The organism is Paenibacillus sp. JT31N11 (assembly GCF_056269285.1).
This window is the reverse complement of record NZ_JBWDNQ010000001.1, coordinates 225,806-238,231: the sequence shown is the minus strand read 5'-3', so window position 1 is coordinate 238,231 and position 12,426 is coordinate 225,806. Positions and strand designations below refer to the sequence as shown.

12 protein-coding genes are annotated in these 12,426 nt (G+C 52.4%); 3 read left to right on the top strand and 9 right to left on the bottom strand.

Annotated elements, in window-relative coordinates; all coding sequences use genetic code 11:
* Positions 1 to 57: 57 nt before the first annotated feature.
* Entirely contained in the window at positions 58 to 684 is a 627-nt protein-coding gene (locus AC0YNV_RS01115; protein ID WP_210037616.1) for an O-methyltransferase, read from the bottom strand.
* A 119-nt stretch (positions 685 to 803) separates the two neighbouring features.
* On the opposite strand from AC0YNV_RS01115, the gene AC0YNV_RS01110 reads away from it, so the two are divergent.
* Both AC0YNV_RS01110 and AC0YNV_RS01105 read left to right on the top strand, forming a co-directional pair.
* Entirely contained in the window at positions 804 to 1,943 is a 1,140-nt protein-coding gene (locus AC0YNV_RS01110; protein ID WP_475765146.1) for a THUMP domain-containing class I SAM-dependent RNA methyltransferase, read from the top strand.
* A gap of 95 nt (positions 1,944 to 2,038) precedes the next feature.
* Positions 2,039 to 4,030 carry an LTA synthase family protein gene (locus tag AC0YNV_RS01105; protein ID WP_475765144.1) on the top strand — a complete coding sequence of 664 codons (1,992 nt, stop codon included), beginning with the start codon at positions 2,039 to 2,041 and terminating at the stop codon, positions 4,028 to 4,030.
* Positions 4,031 to 4,188: 158 nt separating this feature from the next.
* Here the strand turns inward: AC0YNV_RS01105 and AC0YNV_RS01100 are convergent, their stop codons facing one another.
* From AC0YNV_RS01100 to melA, 8 genes are all read right to left on the bottom strand, one after another.
* Positions 4,189 to 5,433 carry a DUF445 domain-containing protein gene (locus tag AC0YNV_RS01100; protein WP_475765141.1) on the bottom strand — a complete coding sequence of 415 codons (1,245 nt, stop codon included), beginning with the start codon at positions 5,431 to 5,433 and terminating at the stop codon, positions 4,189 to 4,191.
* A gap of 204 nt (positions 5,434 to 5,637) precedes the next feature.
* Positions 5,638 to 5,859, bottom strand: coding sequence for a YuzB family protein (locus AC0YNV_RS01095; RefSeq protein ID WP_210037612.1), 222 nt, complete (start codon positions 5,857 to 5,859; stop codon positions 5,638 to 5,640).
* 43 nt (positions 5,860 to 5,902) lie between these two features.
* Complete coding sequence (locus AC0YNV_RS01090; protein WP_210037611.1) at positions 5,903 to 6,205, bottom strand: iron-sulfur cluster assembly accessory protein; 303 nt, start codon at positions 6,203 to 6,205, stop codon at positions 5,903 to 5,905.
* A 108-nt stretch (positions 6,206 to 6,313) separates the two neighbouring features.
* The gene (locus AC0YNV_RS01085) at positions 6,314 to 6,556 is read right to left on the bottom strand and encodes a hypothetical protein (RefSeq protein ID WP_475765138.1); all 243 of its coding nucleotides are present in this window, start codon (positions 6,554 to 6,556) and stop codon (positions 6,314 to 6,316) included.
* A gap of 264 nt (positions 6,557 to 6,820) precedes the next feature.
* Positions 6,821 to 7,300 carry a ferric iron uptake transcriptional regulator gene (gene fur, locus AC0YNV_RS01080; RefSeq protein ID WP_475765136.1) on the bottom strand — a complete coding sequence of 160 codons (480 nt, stop codon included), beginning with the start codon at positions 7,298 to 7,300 and terminating at the stop codon, positions 6,821 to 6,823.
* A 202-nt stretch (positions 7,301 to 7,502) separates the two neighbouring features.
* Positions 7,503 to 8,720 (bottom strand): M14 family zinc carboxypeptidase, encoded by a 1,218-nt coding sequence (locus tag AC0YNV_RS01075; protein WP_475765134.1) that lies wholly within the window; start codon positions 8,718 to 8,720, stop codon positions 7,503 to 7,505.
* Between the two features lie 163 nt (positions 8,721 to 8,883).
* Positions 8,884 to 9,708: a glutamate racemase gene (racE, locus tag AC0YNV_RS01070; RefSeq protein WP_475765132.1), complete on the bottom strand. Its 825-nt coding sequence runs from the start codon at positions 9,706 to 9,708 to the stop codon at positions 8,884 to 8,886.
* A 258-nt stretch (positions 9,709 to 9,966) separates the two neighbouring features.
* Positions 9,967 to 11,268 (bottom strand): alpha-galactosidase, encoded by a 1,302-nt coding sequence (gene melA, locus AC0YNV_RS01065; protein ID WP_475765130.1) that lies wholly within the window; start codon positions 11,266 to 11,268, stop codon positions 9,967 to 9,969.
* A gap of 207 nt (positions 11,269 to 11,475) precedes the next feature.
* Here melA and AC0YNV_RS01060 point away from each other — a divergent pair, with 207 nt between their 5' ends.
* On the top strand, positions 11,476 to 12,378 hold the full coding sequence (locus AC0YNV_RS01060; protein WP_475765128.1) for an AraC family transcriptional regulator: 903 nt from the start codon (positions 11,476 to 11,478) through the stop codon (positions 12,376 to 12,378).
* Positions 12,379 to 12,426 lie beyond the last annotated feature (48 nt).

Genomic DNA, 12,426 nt, shown 5'->3' with positions numbered 1-12,426 from the left:
TCCGTTTTTGTTATAATCTCGTTCATCCGGCATAAACATCAGCTCGGTCAAGAGCTTCTACTTCACAACCGCCACTGCCAATCCGTCATAAGCGGGCAGCAAGGTACCGATCAATCTCTCATCGCTCAGCATCCGCTCGTTAAATTGGCGCATCGCCACCACAGCCGGCCCCGTCCGCTCCGGATCGATCGTCTTGCCATGCATGAGTGCGTTATCGCCGGTAATAACAGCTCCCGGATTGGCCAGCTTGATGGCATAATCGAGATAGACCGGATAGCTTTCCTTGTCCGCATCGATAAAGAAGAAATCGAAGGTGCGCCCCTCCTGGACAAGCAGCGCAAGGCTCTCCTTGGCATCCCCGATCCGGTAATCGACACGGTCACCGAGGCCTGCCGCTTCAAGGCTGCTTCTTGCCACATCCGCGTAGCTTTGCTTCAGCTCAAGCGAGGTCAGCTTGCCTCCATCCTTGAGCCCTCTTGCCAGGCATATGCCGCTGTATCCGCCAAGCGCGCCAATTTCCAGAACCTGCTGCGCGCCTTTCATGCGGACCAGCATCGTCAGCAGCTTGCCGTAGCCCGGCGCAATGGAAATCTCAGGCATATCATGCTCGCGGATTTGCTTATGTACCCTCTCCAGATCGGCATCCTCGCCAAGCAGCTGTTCCACATATTGTTCCGTCGACATCCATGCATTCTCCTCTACCATGAGTTTTAGTTTGTCAGGCCGCCTTCATATGTCTATACTTGATTGTATGATTTTTAATGACCGGAAACAACCGGAGTAGGCGAATCGGAGTGATTGCATTGGAAAAATTACAGCTTATCGCGACATCCCCCATGGGGCTTGAGGCGATCGTTGCACGCGAGTTGAAGGATCTGGGCTATGAAGATGTGCAGGTGGAGAACGGGCGCGTGAATTTCACCGGCGGTCTGGCTGACATTTGCCGCACCAACCTGTGGCTGAGAACCTCTGACCGCGTCCTTGTAAAGATGGCGGAATATCCCGCGCGCACCTTCGAGGAATTATTCGAAGGAACGAAGGCGGTTAATTGGGCGGACTGGATACCGGAGGACGGCGAATTTCCGGTGAACGGCCGCTCTCAGAAGTCGCAGCTGACAAGCGTGCCGGCCTGCCAGAGCATCGTCAAGAAGGCGGTTGTGGAGAAAATGAAGGCAACCTACGGCACGGAATGGTTCCACGAGGACGGAGCCAAATATGTGATCGAGGTTTCATTGATGAATGATATGGCGCTCATTACGCTGGATACGACAGGTCCGAGTCTCCATAAGCGCGGCTACCGCAAGCTGGTGACGGAAGCTCCGCTCAAGGAAACGATGGCGGCGGCAATGGTGCTGCTCAGCCGCTGGCATCCTGACCGGCCTCTGTATGATCCGTTCTGCGGGTCAGGCACAATCCCAATAGAAGCGGCCATGATTGCCTGGAACATCGCTCCGGGACTGCGCCGGTCGTTCAGCAGCGACCAATGGCCGCTCATCCCCGAGGAGCTGTGGGAAGCAGCCCGCGAGGAAGCCTTCGATTCGGTGAAGGACGATATCCCCTTGTCGATTGCCGGCTCTGACATCGATCCGGGCGCGATTGATGTGGCGGAAGCGGCTGTGAAGAAGGCCGGTTTTGCCCGGGATATCAAGCTGAGCGTGCTGCCTGTGTCCAAGGCGAAGCCGGAGGGCGAATACGGCTGCATTATTACGAACCCGCCATACGGTTCGAGGCTCGGGGATGATTCGGAAGCGGAAAAAGCGCTGAGGGAGCTGGGCCACACGGCGCTGTATCTGCCGACCTGGTCATTCTTCGCTCTTAGCCCTTCCAAGTCGGTGGAGCATTATTTTGGACGCAATGCCGACAAAAGGCGCAAGCTGTACAATGGCCGGATCGAATGCGCGCTTTATCAGTATTTTGGGCCGCGGCCTCCTTTCCGAACATAAGGCCAAGTCTTTCGATTCCTTGATCTGGATACGAAATGTACTATAATGGGAAAGACATTATTAACATTTTGTAAACAGGAAAGGACACCCTTGTTATGGCTCAACCGCTGCAGCCAACCGGGCGGAGAAGAGTAGGCATGGCGCTTGCTGCCCGGCTTAAAGGCCTGGATCTTGTGCTTTTCTTCGCCTTGATGATGATTAAGCTGGTTTTGTTCGACCGCTACGTGCATGTTCCGAATATGGCCATGGACGGGGAGGATGTGCTGGTGGCGCTGGGTACATTGGCGTTGGTCTGCTTCTGGACGCTGTGGCTTCCGCCGCGCGGCCGGATCATCGCTCTTGTGCTGCTGAATATGCTGCTTACGGTCATCATTTATGCCGATTTGATTTATTTCCGCTATTTTCAGGATATGATCTCGATACCGGTGCTTACCCAGGCCGGACAAGTAAGCTCGCTTGGCGACAGCATCGCCTCTCTGCTGGGCTGGGCGGATATCTGGATTTTTATCGACTGGCTGCTGATTGTGCCTATAGCCATCTTCACGATATTCCGCAAGCGTCACATGCGCGATATTGCATTATCCTTCGCCAGACCAAGCAAGCTGCGCAAAATGATGCTCCGTCTTTCGCTCAGCCTGATCATTTTTGCAAGCGGCCTTACGCTCGTCTTCGTGCCCGTCACCTATGCGCAGCGCACCTGGGCCGTCGGACTGTTCACCGGCAACTGGTGGAATATGTCCCTGTACAATGTGACAGGCGTCATCGGCTTCCACGGATATGACCTGTACCGGTATGCGGAGGATCATTGGCTGCATGACAACAAGCTTCCGGAGGATCAAATCCAGGAAGCGAAGCAGTGGTTCGAGGATCGCGGCAATGTCCGCAAGCAGCTTGAGGATGACAGCATGTTCGGACGCTATAAGGGCGCCAATGTCATCATGATCCAGCTGGAAGCCTTTCAGAACTTCCTGATCGGCCAGAAGATAAACGGCCAGGAAGTTACGCCGAATATGAACAAACTGCTTGAAGAGTCCATGTACTTCAAAAACTTCTATCACCAAACCGCCCAGGGCCGCACATCCGATGCCGATCTGGCTGCCAATATTTCGCTTCAGCCTTTGCCGAGCGGCTCGGTATTTATCCGCTTCGCGCAGAACACCTTCGACAGCATGTCTGCCACGCTGAAGGATAACGGCTACGAGACAGGCGTATTTCACGCATACGACGGCGGCTTCTGGAACCGCAATGCGATGTACAGCACGATGAGCTATGACAAGTTTTACAGCAAGAAAAGCTACACGATCGACGAGCCCTTGGGCTGGTCGCTGGGGGACCGTTCGTTCTTCCAGCAGTCCGTTGATCTGATGCTGAGCGAGCAGCAGCCGTTTTACTCCTTTCTGATCTCCTTGTCCAGCCATCACCCTTACAAGCTTGCCGCAAGCACGCAGACGCTGGATGTCGGGGATTTCAAAGGAACGATATTCGGCGACTACCTGGAGGCTGCCCACTATGTCGACGATTCGCTTGGCGATCTGGTCAACAGGCTTAAAGCCGAGCATTTATGGGACAAATCGATTTTTCTGTTCTATGGCGACCACGACAATTCCATCAAGGAATGGGAACCCTTCGAGAAGTTTCTGGGCAAACCGCTGAGTGAGCTTGACCGGATGAATGTGCTGAAGCAGGTACCCTTGATCGTTCATCTGCCGGATGGAGCCAAAGCCGGAACCTACAGCCAGGTTGGCGGACAGATGGATTTGACGCCTACCGTCCTCCATTTGCTCGGGATTTCCTCTGCAGATAAAACCATGGCGGGAACGCCGCTTGTTACGGACAAGCCGCTTGAGGGTAAGAAAGTCGTTTTCCGAAACGGCGGTTACACCGACGGCAAGGTGTTTTATATGCCGGCAGATGATTTTATAGCCGAACATGCCAAGTGTCTGGACGCCTCTACAGGGCAAGCGCTTGCCCTCACCGCCTGCAAGGGCGGAGCCGAAGAAGCCCGTCAGGAGCTAATCGCGTCCGATCGCGTCATCGAGCATGATTTGATCAAAAATTTCCGTTCGCAGCCTGATATTGAAAAATAAGAAGAAACGTCTTCGCCGTCATCTGGCAGCTGAAGCAGGTTTCTTCCCTGAGACCTTAATGTGAAACTTATACTTGCTGCAAGTTTGAAAAAGCACCCGCCGTCCAAAGGCTGATTTTCATCAGCTTCGCGACCATGCGGGTGCTTCTTTTTAAGCCTCTAGGTAAACAACTGGATGGAGGACAAAATGATCCCGACGAAAAACCCGCACAGCGCTCCATTCACACGGATCCACTGGAGATCCTGACCGACCTTCTCCTCCAGCATGCTGACCAATGCGGCATCGTCCATCTGATCCAGATTTTCCTTCACCAGCTGCCCGATGCGGAAATGGTTGGATTCCACCAATTGAATCAGATACGCAAGCAGGCGGTTTTCCCATTCATTAATCTTCTCGGGTTCCTGTGACAGATGACGAATGATGGCGCTGTAGACACGGAAAAGCGATCGTCCGCCATTTGCCCGCCCTTCCTCCAGTCTGGCCAGGGCCAGGTTCCGCAAATCTTCCAGTCTCGCCTGCAGAAACGCTTCTCCGCTCTCTCCTTCAATGCGGCCAAGCGCCCATTCCTTCGCTGCATTCAGCTTCTCGTCGTTATCGGCCAGCTGGAACAGCTGGATCCGGATTTCCCGGACGATTAGCTCCCGGTATGTACTTTCCTTAAGCATCAGATCCTTGATCCCGTTCGAAATCATATTCTGCAAAATCGAGCCGAGCTTCTCTTCATTCATCAGTCCGCCGAAAGCCTGCAGCGCAAAGCCCATGAATCCGCCCGCCTTGACCTCAGACAGCTTCTCCAGCGCCAGCTTGCCCAGCATAACGCCGGTCTCGGGCCGCTCCGCCCAGTTGGCCGCTTCGCCCAGTACAAAATCCAGCGCCTTCTCATCGTAGCCGTCGTTCATGACTTTGGTGATCACGGATTCCGCCACAGCCTTCATATCCGTCTTCAGCAGATAAGCCGCCAACCAGGATTGAATAACCGGGACCGCTTTCTCCAGCGGAAGGCGGACAATAAGCTGGACCAGAAAATCGAGAATCTGAATTCTGGCTTTTTTCCTGCTCATCAGCTTGGTCAGCTGTGTGGAAGCCATGCGCAGCACATGAAGCTTGCTGAGCTTGTTCTCGATGCTTTCTTTATTCAACAGTTCATTCTCCATCGCCGAGATCAGGGACTGGATGATTCTGCTCTTATTCTTAACCAGCAGCGCAGTATGCGGAATGGGAATGCTGAAGGGGTGGCGGAACAGCGCAGTGACGGCAAACCAGTCGGCGATTCCCCCTACCAATCCGGCTTCAAAGCCACCCTTTAACAGGAAAACGAACGTATTCTCGGGTAAAAATAACGTAACCAGAAATCCGGCGGCCATAATGGCTAATGATAATCCCGCCAAGTACTTTGAGTTCATATACGGCCTCCTGCAGCGTTTTTGCAAAGCAAAAAATAAATCAATTAAGCATCTCTTGACAACATTCTACAACGAGGAAGCAATCAAGCACAAATAAGTCCGATGATTACAAGGATCAATTACCCTCATAACGAAAAAGCAAACGTCAACAGCCTAAGATGACGTTTGCCTTTCATGCACACCGGCTGGATGGCCGGCATGATCTTATTTTACATATTTGCGCGCTTTTTCAATCACTTCATCCTCGGTCGGCGCGGTGATATAGCGGCCATTAATGAAAATAAAAGCAAAGCGCGAGCATGGTCCGCAGTAGGATTTGCAGGCTACCCGCACTTCTGTCTCAGGCGCTATCTGCGCCAGCTTCGGCAGCATCGTCTTTGTGCGGATATGCTTGCATTTATCGCAAATGCGAATGTCATTAGCCATTCGTCTGTCTCCCCAATCTCCCATTGCCTGTCAGCCTTGCTGATTAGTGGTCGCCGTGATTGCCTCTAACCGGGTTCGTGATGACAAAACCTTCCTGAGGCAAATACAGATAATCAATTTTAACGCCGTCGAGCATTTCCACGTTCTTCTCCAGCACGACCGTTATGTCCTTGTCGGTTTCTACAATTTCGTCATTCTCTCCGGCATCGTCCATGCGCATGCCATAGTGAGCATGGTCGCCATGCGAGTGAGTAATGTAGACACGGAGCAGCTTTCCTGCATTCTCAGGGTTGTCCAGCTCCTGGCGTAAAATTTTCGCGGCATTGCGGGTTATTTTGCATTTCATTGGGATAAGCATCTCCTTTATGATCAAGCATGTCTTTTCCTATTTTAAAGAAACCGGACTGATTGTTCAACTATGTACGACAGCTATTTTTTACAATCGTTCACTCATTTACGGCTTCAGCCGGTCGCCATATTTGCGTTCCATATACCGCGTGTAGCCTTCCGCCGCAATCATCGTCACGGCAATGTCATCGATCGGTAAGAACGGCATGACATCGGGCAGCACCCAATAAAGCAGCACCGGAACGACGTATAGCAGCTTATGGATCAGCTTCACATCCCGTGAGACAAGCAGGCGGTAAATACGGACAAACACATGACGCCAATGGCGGAGCGATAAAAGTTTCATCATGAACCTCCCTTAAGGGCTGCAAACCGGAAGAATGAACGGCCGCCGCAAAACGTGGAGTCCACCGTCAGTCGCCGAAGCAAACTTCTTGCTGCTGTATATAAGTTTACCATATGGCAAGCATCTATGCTTGTGCAGCAAATCAACGATTTAAGGCACATATAAGAAATGGCTTCACTGTCCTTTTGGCGGCATGTTAGTTCTTCTTCAAAAATATCAGAAAAGGATAACACAAAAAAAGAAGCCTCCCACCGGAAAGGCTTCTTGTCAGGATACGGCTTTACGTTCTTTTTTGCAGGACTTGTTCGCGCATTTTTTATAAATCCCGGTAAATTCCAGGCGGTGATCGGAAACCGTGAAGCCAAATTCCTTCTCCAGCCGCTCTTCCAGCTCCTGCAGCCAGTCGTCCTTGATCTCTTTCACTCCGCCGCATTCGCTGCACAGCAGATGATGATGCATATGCTCGTGATCCTTGCTGCGCAAATCAAAACGCGCCACACCGTCGCCAAAATTTATTTTCTCGACAATATCCAGCTCATTCAGCAGCTCCAGCGTCCGGTAAACCGTAGCGAGGCCGATATCCGGATTGCTTTTCTTGACCAGCATAAAAACTTCCTCGGCACTGAGATGATCGGTCTCATTCTCAAATAATACTCTCAAGGTAGCTTCGCGCTGACGCGTTACTTTGTATCCCATGGCGATTAACTGTCGATTGGCCGCACCAACTTCATCCAGTATGCTCAACATAACCACCAGCTTTCTGTAATTTTCAGTAATAATTACTATTTACTATTCATTATAACAAATAAGCCTTCCCCCTTCAACTATGCCTCGCAAGCATGCTCCTAAAAGACCTTGAATCCGGGAGAAGCCGGGGTCCATTGGAGCATCGGAGTAAAGAAGCGGCCCTGTCCTCCTGCCGAACCGGAATCAAGAGCCGCCGACCAGTTCAGATTTCCTCCTGCGCCACAGCTTCCACAGCAGCCAGCAGCAGCGGCCGGAGTTCATCGTACAGATCCGGAAAGGAGTCGATCGGCAGCGGATTGCTGCCCAGGCCCACCTCTACCGTAAAGCCGGGCTTGCGGAAATCATGTATGAACCAATCCTTGAAGCCGGCATCGCTCCCGCCAAGCTTGACCGGCTTATAGCCTGCAGCCTTTGCCAGCCTGCGGGCAATCCGCTCCGATTGCGCCGGCTCATAACCGCGATAATTCCAATAAATTTCCTGTCCCTGCGTATGAAGGGCCACTACCATGTCAAATTCCCGTTCCTGCGTGAAGCTGTACAAGGCCTGCGCTTCCGGCTCAGACAACGGGGCCGGACCGGGATAGTCGCGGGGACCTGGTCCTGACGCTTCCCGCCGCCTCACCTCTTCTTCCCAGAAGGCCGGAAATTGGTCATTCAGATCCACTCCGCGTATATTGGCCTTCCACTTGGCGAAGCGCTGCGACTGCCGGTTCCACTGCAGGAGCTCAGAGAAAAAGGGGTGATCCTGACGCATCCCTTCCTGCACCAGTGCAACGCCATCCGGATTCACGAGCGGGACAAACCAGACCTCAGCTCCCTGAATCAATTTGCGTATATCCACCCCGCCAACATTCCTGCCATGAGCGCATGCATCGGCCGCCTCCTCCACAAAGCTCATCAGCAGCGAAGCCGTAATCCATTCGTTGGCATGCATGGCCGCATTGATTTGAATTTTACGGGGGCCTTCTCCAAGACGAACAGCATGAATAGGCTTATGGAGCACACTGTATCCGATAACAGTCCTTTCCAGAAAAGGATACTCACTCTCCAGGGCATCCAGATCCCTTTGCAGCTCGGCATGGCCATATTCGGCTCTGGCATCGACAATCCGGCCATAAGACCGGGCCGGAACGGTTATCAGCTGACCTGGGATCAGCTTCTTCAGATCCAGATGAGGATTAGCGGCGGCGAGTCCGGGGACAGCAGCGGAAAAAAGCCCGGCAATTCCCAGCAGCGAATCGCCGGGCTGAACACAATAAACGGTCTCATGCTGGGCAGGCACAGACAGCAGCAAGCCCGGAATCAGCTGCTGGGCAGCGGCTATCCGGGGATTTGCGGCGAGCAGCGACTCCTTGTTTACCCCGAACCTGCGTGCAATTCGAAGCACTGTATCCCCTTGCTGGACGATGTAAGGGAGCATATTTTAAACCTCCTCGCGAGTATATGGACGGCATAAGCTGACATGGCTCCTTTAGACCCATGCTATGCACACCCCACTTCCCGCATGACTATGAGAATATCAACCAAAAAAAAAGAAGACCCGCACCAGACCAATTCTTCTGGCAGGGATCTTCCTGGAATTTTCAACCTACAGTCCGGTTCGCAATCTGGGGGACCTGCCATACAATGGGAGTGAGCTCGATTTGCTCGCCCAGCCACTGCTGCGCAATCCTCTTGAACATTACCGGATCGCCGCTGCAGAAAAATTGATGCACCGGCATATCCTCGCTGCGCTCCAGCCGGTTGCGGTCATGGAGGATGGTGCTGATCTCCCGGGCCGTCTCGCCGTCGGAGCTGATCAGCCTCACATCTTTGCCCATTACCTCGCCTATGGTTTCAGCCAGAAACGGATAATGGGTGCAGCCCAGGATGAGCGTATCCAAATTCCCTGCTTGCAAAGACCCCAGAGAAGTTTTTACCGTGTTGAACGTCTCTTCGGAGCGAAAATTCCCCTGCTCAACCAACGTTACAAAACGGGGACATGCCAGACTGACGACCTCAATGGTTGGCGAAAGCTGCTTAAGGGCGTTCTCGTATGCTCCGCTGCTTATCGTGCCTTCCGTACCAATTACGCCGACAACCCCCGTTTGCGTGGAGCTGTTGGCTGCCCGCGCTCCGGGATGGATGACCCCCACGACTGGAACGGCTACCCGCGAGCGGATATCCTCAAGGGCCACCGCTGTTGCCGTATTGCAGGCGATGACAATCATTTTAGGCCGATATTGAATCAAGTAATCCACAATTTCTCTCGTAAAACGCGTTATTTCGTCAGCTGGCCGGGGACCATAAGGCGTACGGGCCGTATCTCCGAAATATATGATTTTCTCACGTGGAAGCTGACGCATGACTTCCTTGGCTACAGTAAGGCCGCCTACGCCGGAATCCAGTATTGCTATCGGTTGCTGCACAGACACACCGCTTTCTTGTTCGTTTTAAGAGACATCAATAGAATATGTACGCGGGTTTGAAAAGGTACCTTCATCTTAGCCTAAAATAGGACAAGGTTCAAGAACGGGCAGGTCCCTATTCGACTGTTCCGATGTGCAGCAGACGCAATGGATAGTTGAAATAACGAAAGTACCCGGAGCCGTTGACCGGCGGCTGCATGCAACAAAAAAAACCGCCAATCCCCTGACAGGATGGCGGTTCTTGTGCATGGATTCGGATTAATTATATTTCGGCAGCCAGTCGCCATGCGCTTCAATCAGATCGTCGCACATCGAGCGGATATCGTCCATCGACAGCTCGGCCCCGGTATGCGGATCCAGCATCGCGGCATGATAGATATGCTCGCGCTTGCCCGTGATCGCCGCTTCGATGGTCAGCAGCTGGGTATTGATATTCGTACGGTTGAGCGCGGCCAGCTGCGGCGGCAAATCGCCGACATAGGTAGGAGTCACACCGCTGCGGTCAACCAGACACGGCACCTCGACGCAGGCTTCGCGCGGCAGATTGGAGATCAGACCGCCCGTATTCATTACATTGCCGCCAATTTTGAAGGGAACATTCGTCTCGATCGCTTCAAAAATATAAGAAGCGTATTCATGCGTGCGCTCATGATGCAGCTCCGGATTATGAACCAGTTCATCCTTGAGCTTCTGCCATTTGCTGATTTGGCCAACACAGCGGCGTGGGTACTCGTCAAGCGGGATATTGAAGCGGTCAATCAGCTCCGGATAGCTTTTCTTGATGAAATATGGATGGTATTCCGCGTTATGCTCAGAGGATTCGGTAATATAATAGCCGAAATTCAGCATCATTTCGTAACGGACCATGTCCCAATGCTTCTCGTTCTGCTTCTCGCGCGCACGGCGTTTGATTTCCGGATACAGGTCGACTCCATCCTTGGATACCTCAAGCAGCCATGCCATATGATTAATGCCGGCGATTTTCGATTTTACGCCCGTCTTGTCAAGGCCCAGGCTGTCGAACAAGCCGCTGACGCAAGCCTGTACGCTATGGCAGAGGCCAACCGTTTCCACCCCTCCGTAGGTGTTCATGACATTGGTCAGAACGGCCATCGGATTGGTATAGTTGAGGAACAGCGCGTCAGGACAGACTTCCTGTATATCGCGTGCAAAGTCAAGCATAACCGGAATGGTGCGCAGATTGCGGAAGATCCCGCCGATGCCCACGGTGTCGGCAATCGTTTGGCGCAAACCGTATTTTTTGGGAATTTCAAAATCGGTAATCGTACAAGGATCATAGCCGCCTACTTGAATGGCATTGACCACATATTTGGCTCCGCGCAGCGCCTCCTTGCGATCCGTATAGGCTTTGATGATGCTTGTGCTGCCGCTCGTGTTTTTAATATGGTTCAGCATGGTTTCGGAATCGGACAGCCGCTCCGGATTAATGTCAAACAGCGCGATTTCGAATCCTTGCAGCGCCGGCGTTTTCAAGCAATCGCCGAGCACATTTTTGGCAAAAACGGTACTGCCTGCTCCAAGAAACGTAATTTTAGACATGAGTATCCTCCCTTGAATAGGTGACTGAAGCTAGAACCTTAGAAAGCGGTTTAATGTATTGCCTTATCCCTACTATAAATGAAAAAACATAGGGTTGAGTAGGAATTATTGCGTGATCAATATGGACATATGTAGTTTTATATTATACGCTTAGGGAAGTTGTTTCTGATTGAAATGAAACTGTTCCCTGAAAGGAAATGAGCTGCAATGGCGGATCATTACAAAATATCGACAAAGTCCAATTCCCTTCCCGCGCATGGAGAATTATCCGTCCTGTTCGCAGGCGAGGGAAAGCCTTTTCCCAATCATCAGATCGGTCCTTCGGTTCATAATTATTATCTTGTTCATACCGTTCTTTCCGGACGGGGCGTGTTTGAAATCGACGGCCTACGGTATGAATGCTCAAGAGGCGATACCTTCTTCATCTTCCCGGACGTACTTTTCTCCTACACCGCCGATGCCCAGGAACCATGGTCGTACCGCTGGGTAGCCTTCAAAGGCCATATGGCGGAATCGCTTTTGCTGACGATGGGCATAACGCCGCTGAATCCTGTTATTCACAGCGATAACCTGCGGCCTCTCCGGGAGCTCTACCGCCGGATGAAGGATACGCTGGAGACGGCGCCGTATCCGGAGCTGGCCGATCTGGAAGCAAGCGGCCTGCTGCGTATCCTGCTTAAGGAATATGGAGTCTGCAATGCAGGCAAGCTGGCCTTTAATTCCTTGACCATTGTTCCCGATATAGAGCGGCAGATCAAGCAGGCCGTCCGCTGGCTTTCGTTTCAATACGCACAGCAGATTTCCATTGAGGATTTGTCGCGGAAACTCGGCTACCACCGTACCCACCTGTCCAAAATGTTCAAACAGGTAACCGGCGTTTCGCCTATGCAATTTTTGCTGAAGGTCCGTATGGAACGGGCGCGCGAGCTGCTGCTCGGGCAGCATCACTTGTCCATTGATCAGATCGCTTCTTCCGTGGGCTATCTGGATGCCCTCTACTTCTCCAAACAGTTTCGCAAAACCTATGGCCTGGCACCCTCGGAATACCGCTTGCGCCATCGCCAGTCACTGCAGGTCCAACAACAGGAAAAAGGACAGAGCCATCTTTGACGGCCCTGCCCTCCTCGCTGTGCCGCCTTATGCGGCATCTGCTATATG

Bases quoted from the DNA above. Each gene is read 5' to 3' on its own strand.
- AC0YNV_RS01115 (WP_210037616.1), bottom strand. From the start codon at position 684: ATGTCGACGGAACAATATGTGGAACAGCTGCTTGGCGAGGATGCCGAT.
- AC0YNV_RS01105 (WP_475765144.1), top strand. From the start codon at position 2,039: ATGGCTCAACCGCTGCAGCCAACCGGGCGGAGAAGAGTAGGCATGGCG.
- AC0YNV_RS01100 (WP_475765141.1), bottom strand. From the start codon at position 5,433: ATGAACTCAAAGTACTTGGCGGGATTATCATTAGCCATTATGGCCGCC.
- AC0YNV_RS01095 (WP_210037612.1), bottom strand. From the start codon at position 5,859: ATGGCTAATGACATTCGCATTTGCGATAAATGCAAGCATATCCGCACA.
- AC0YNV_RS01090 (WP_210037611.1), bottom strand. From the start codon at position 6,205: ATGAAATGCAAAATAACCCGCAATGCCGCGAAAATTTTACGCCAGGAG.
- AC0YNV_RS01085 (WP_475765138.1), bottom strand. From the start codon at position 6,556: ATGATGAAACTTTTATCGCTCCGCCATTGGCGTCATGTGTTTGTCCGT.
- fur (WP_475765136.1), bottom strand. From the start codon at position 7,300: ATGTTGAGCATACTGGATGAAGTTGGTGCGGCCAATCGACAGTTAATC.
- AC0YNV_RS01075 (WP_475765134.1), bottom strand. From the start codon at position 8,720: ATGCTCCCTTACATCGTCCAGCAAGGGGATACAGTGCTTCGAATTGCA.
- melA (WP_475765130.1), bottom strand. From the start codon at position 11,268: ATGTCTAAAATTACGTTTCTTGGAGCAGGCAGTACCGTTTTTGCCAAA.
- AC0YNV_RS01060 (WP_475765128.1), top strand. From the start codon at position 11,476: ATGGCGGATCATTACAAAATATCGACAAAGTCCAATTCCCTTCCCGCG.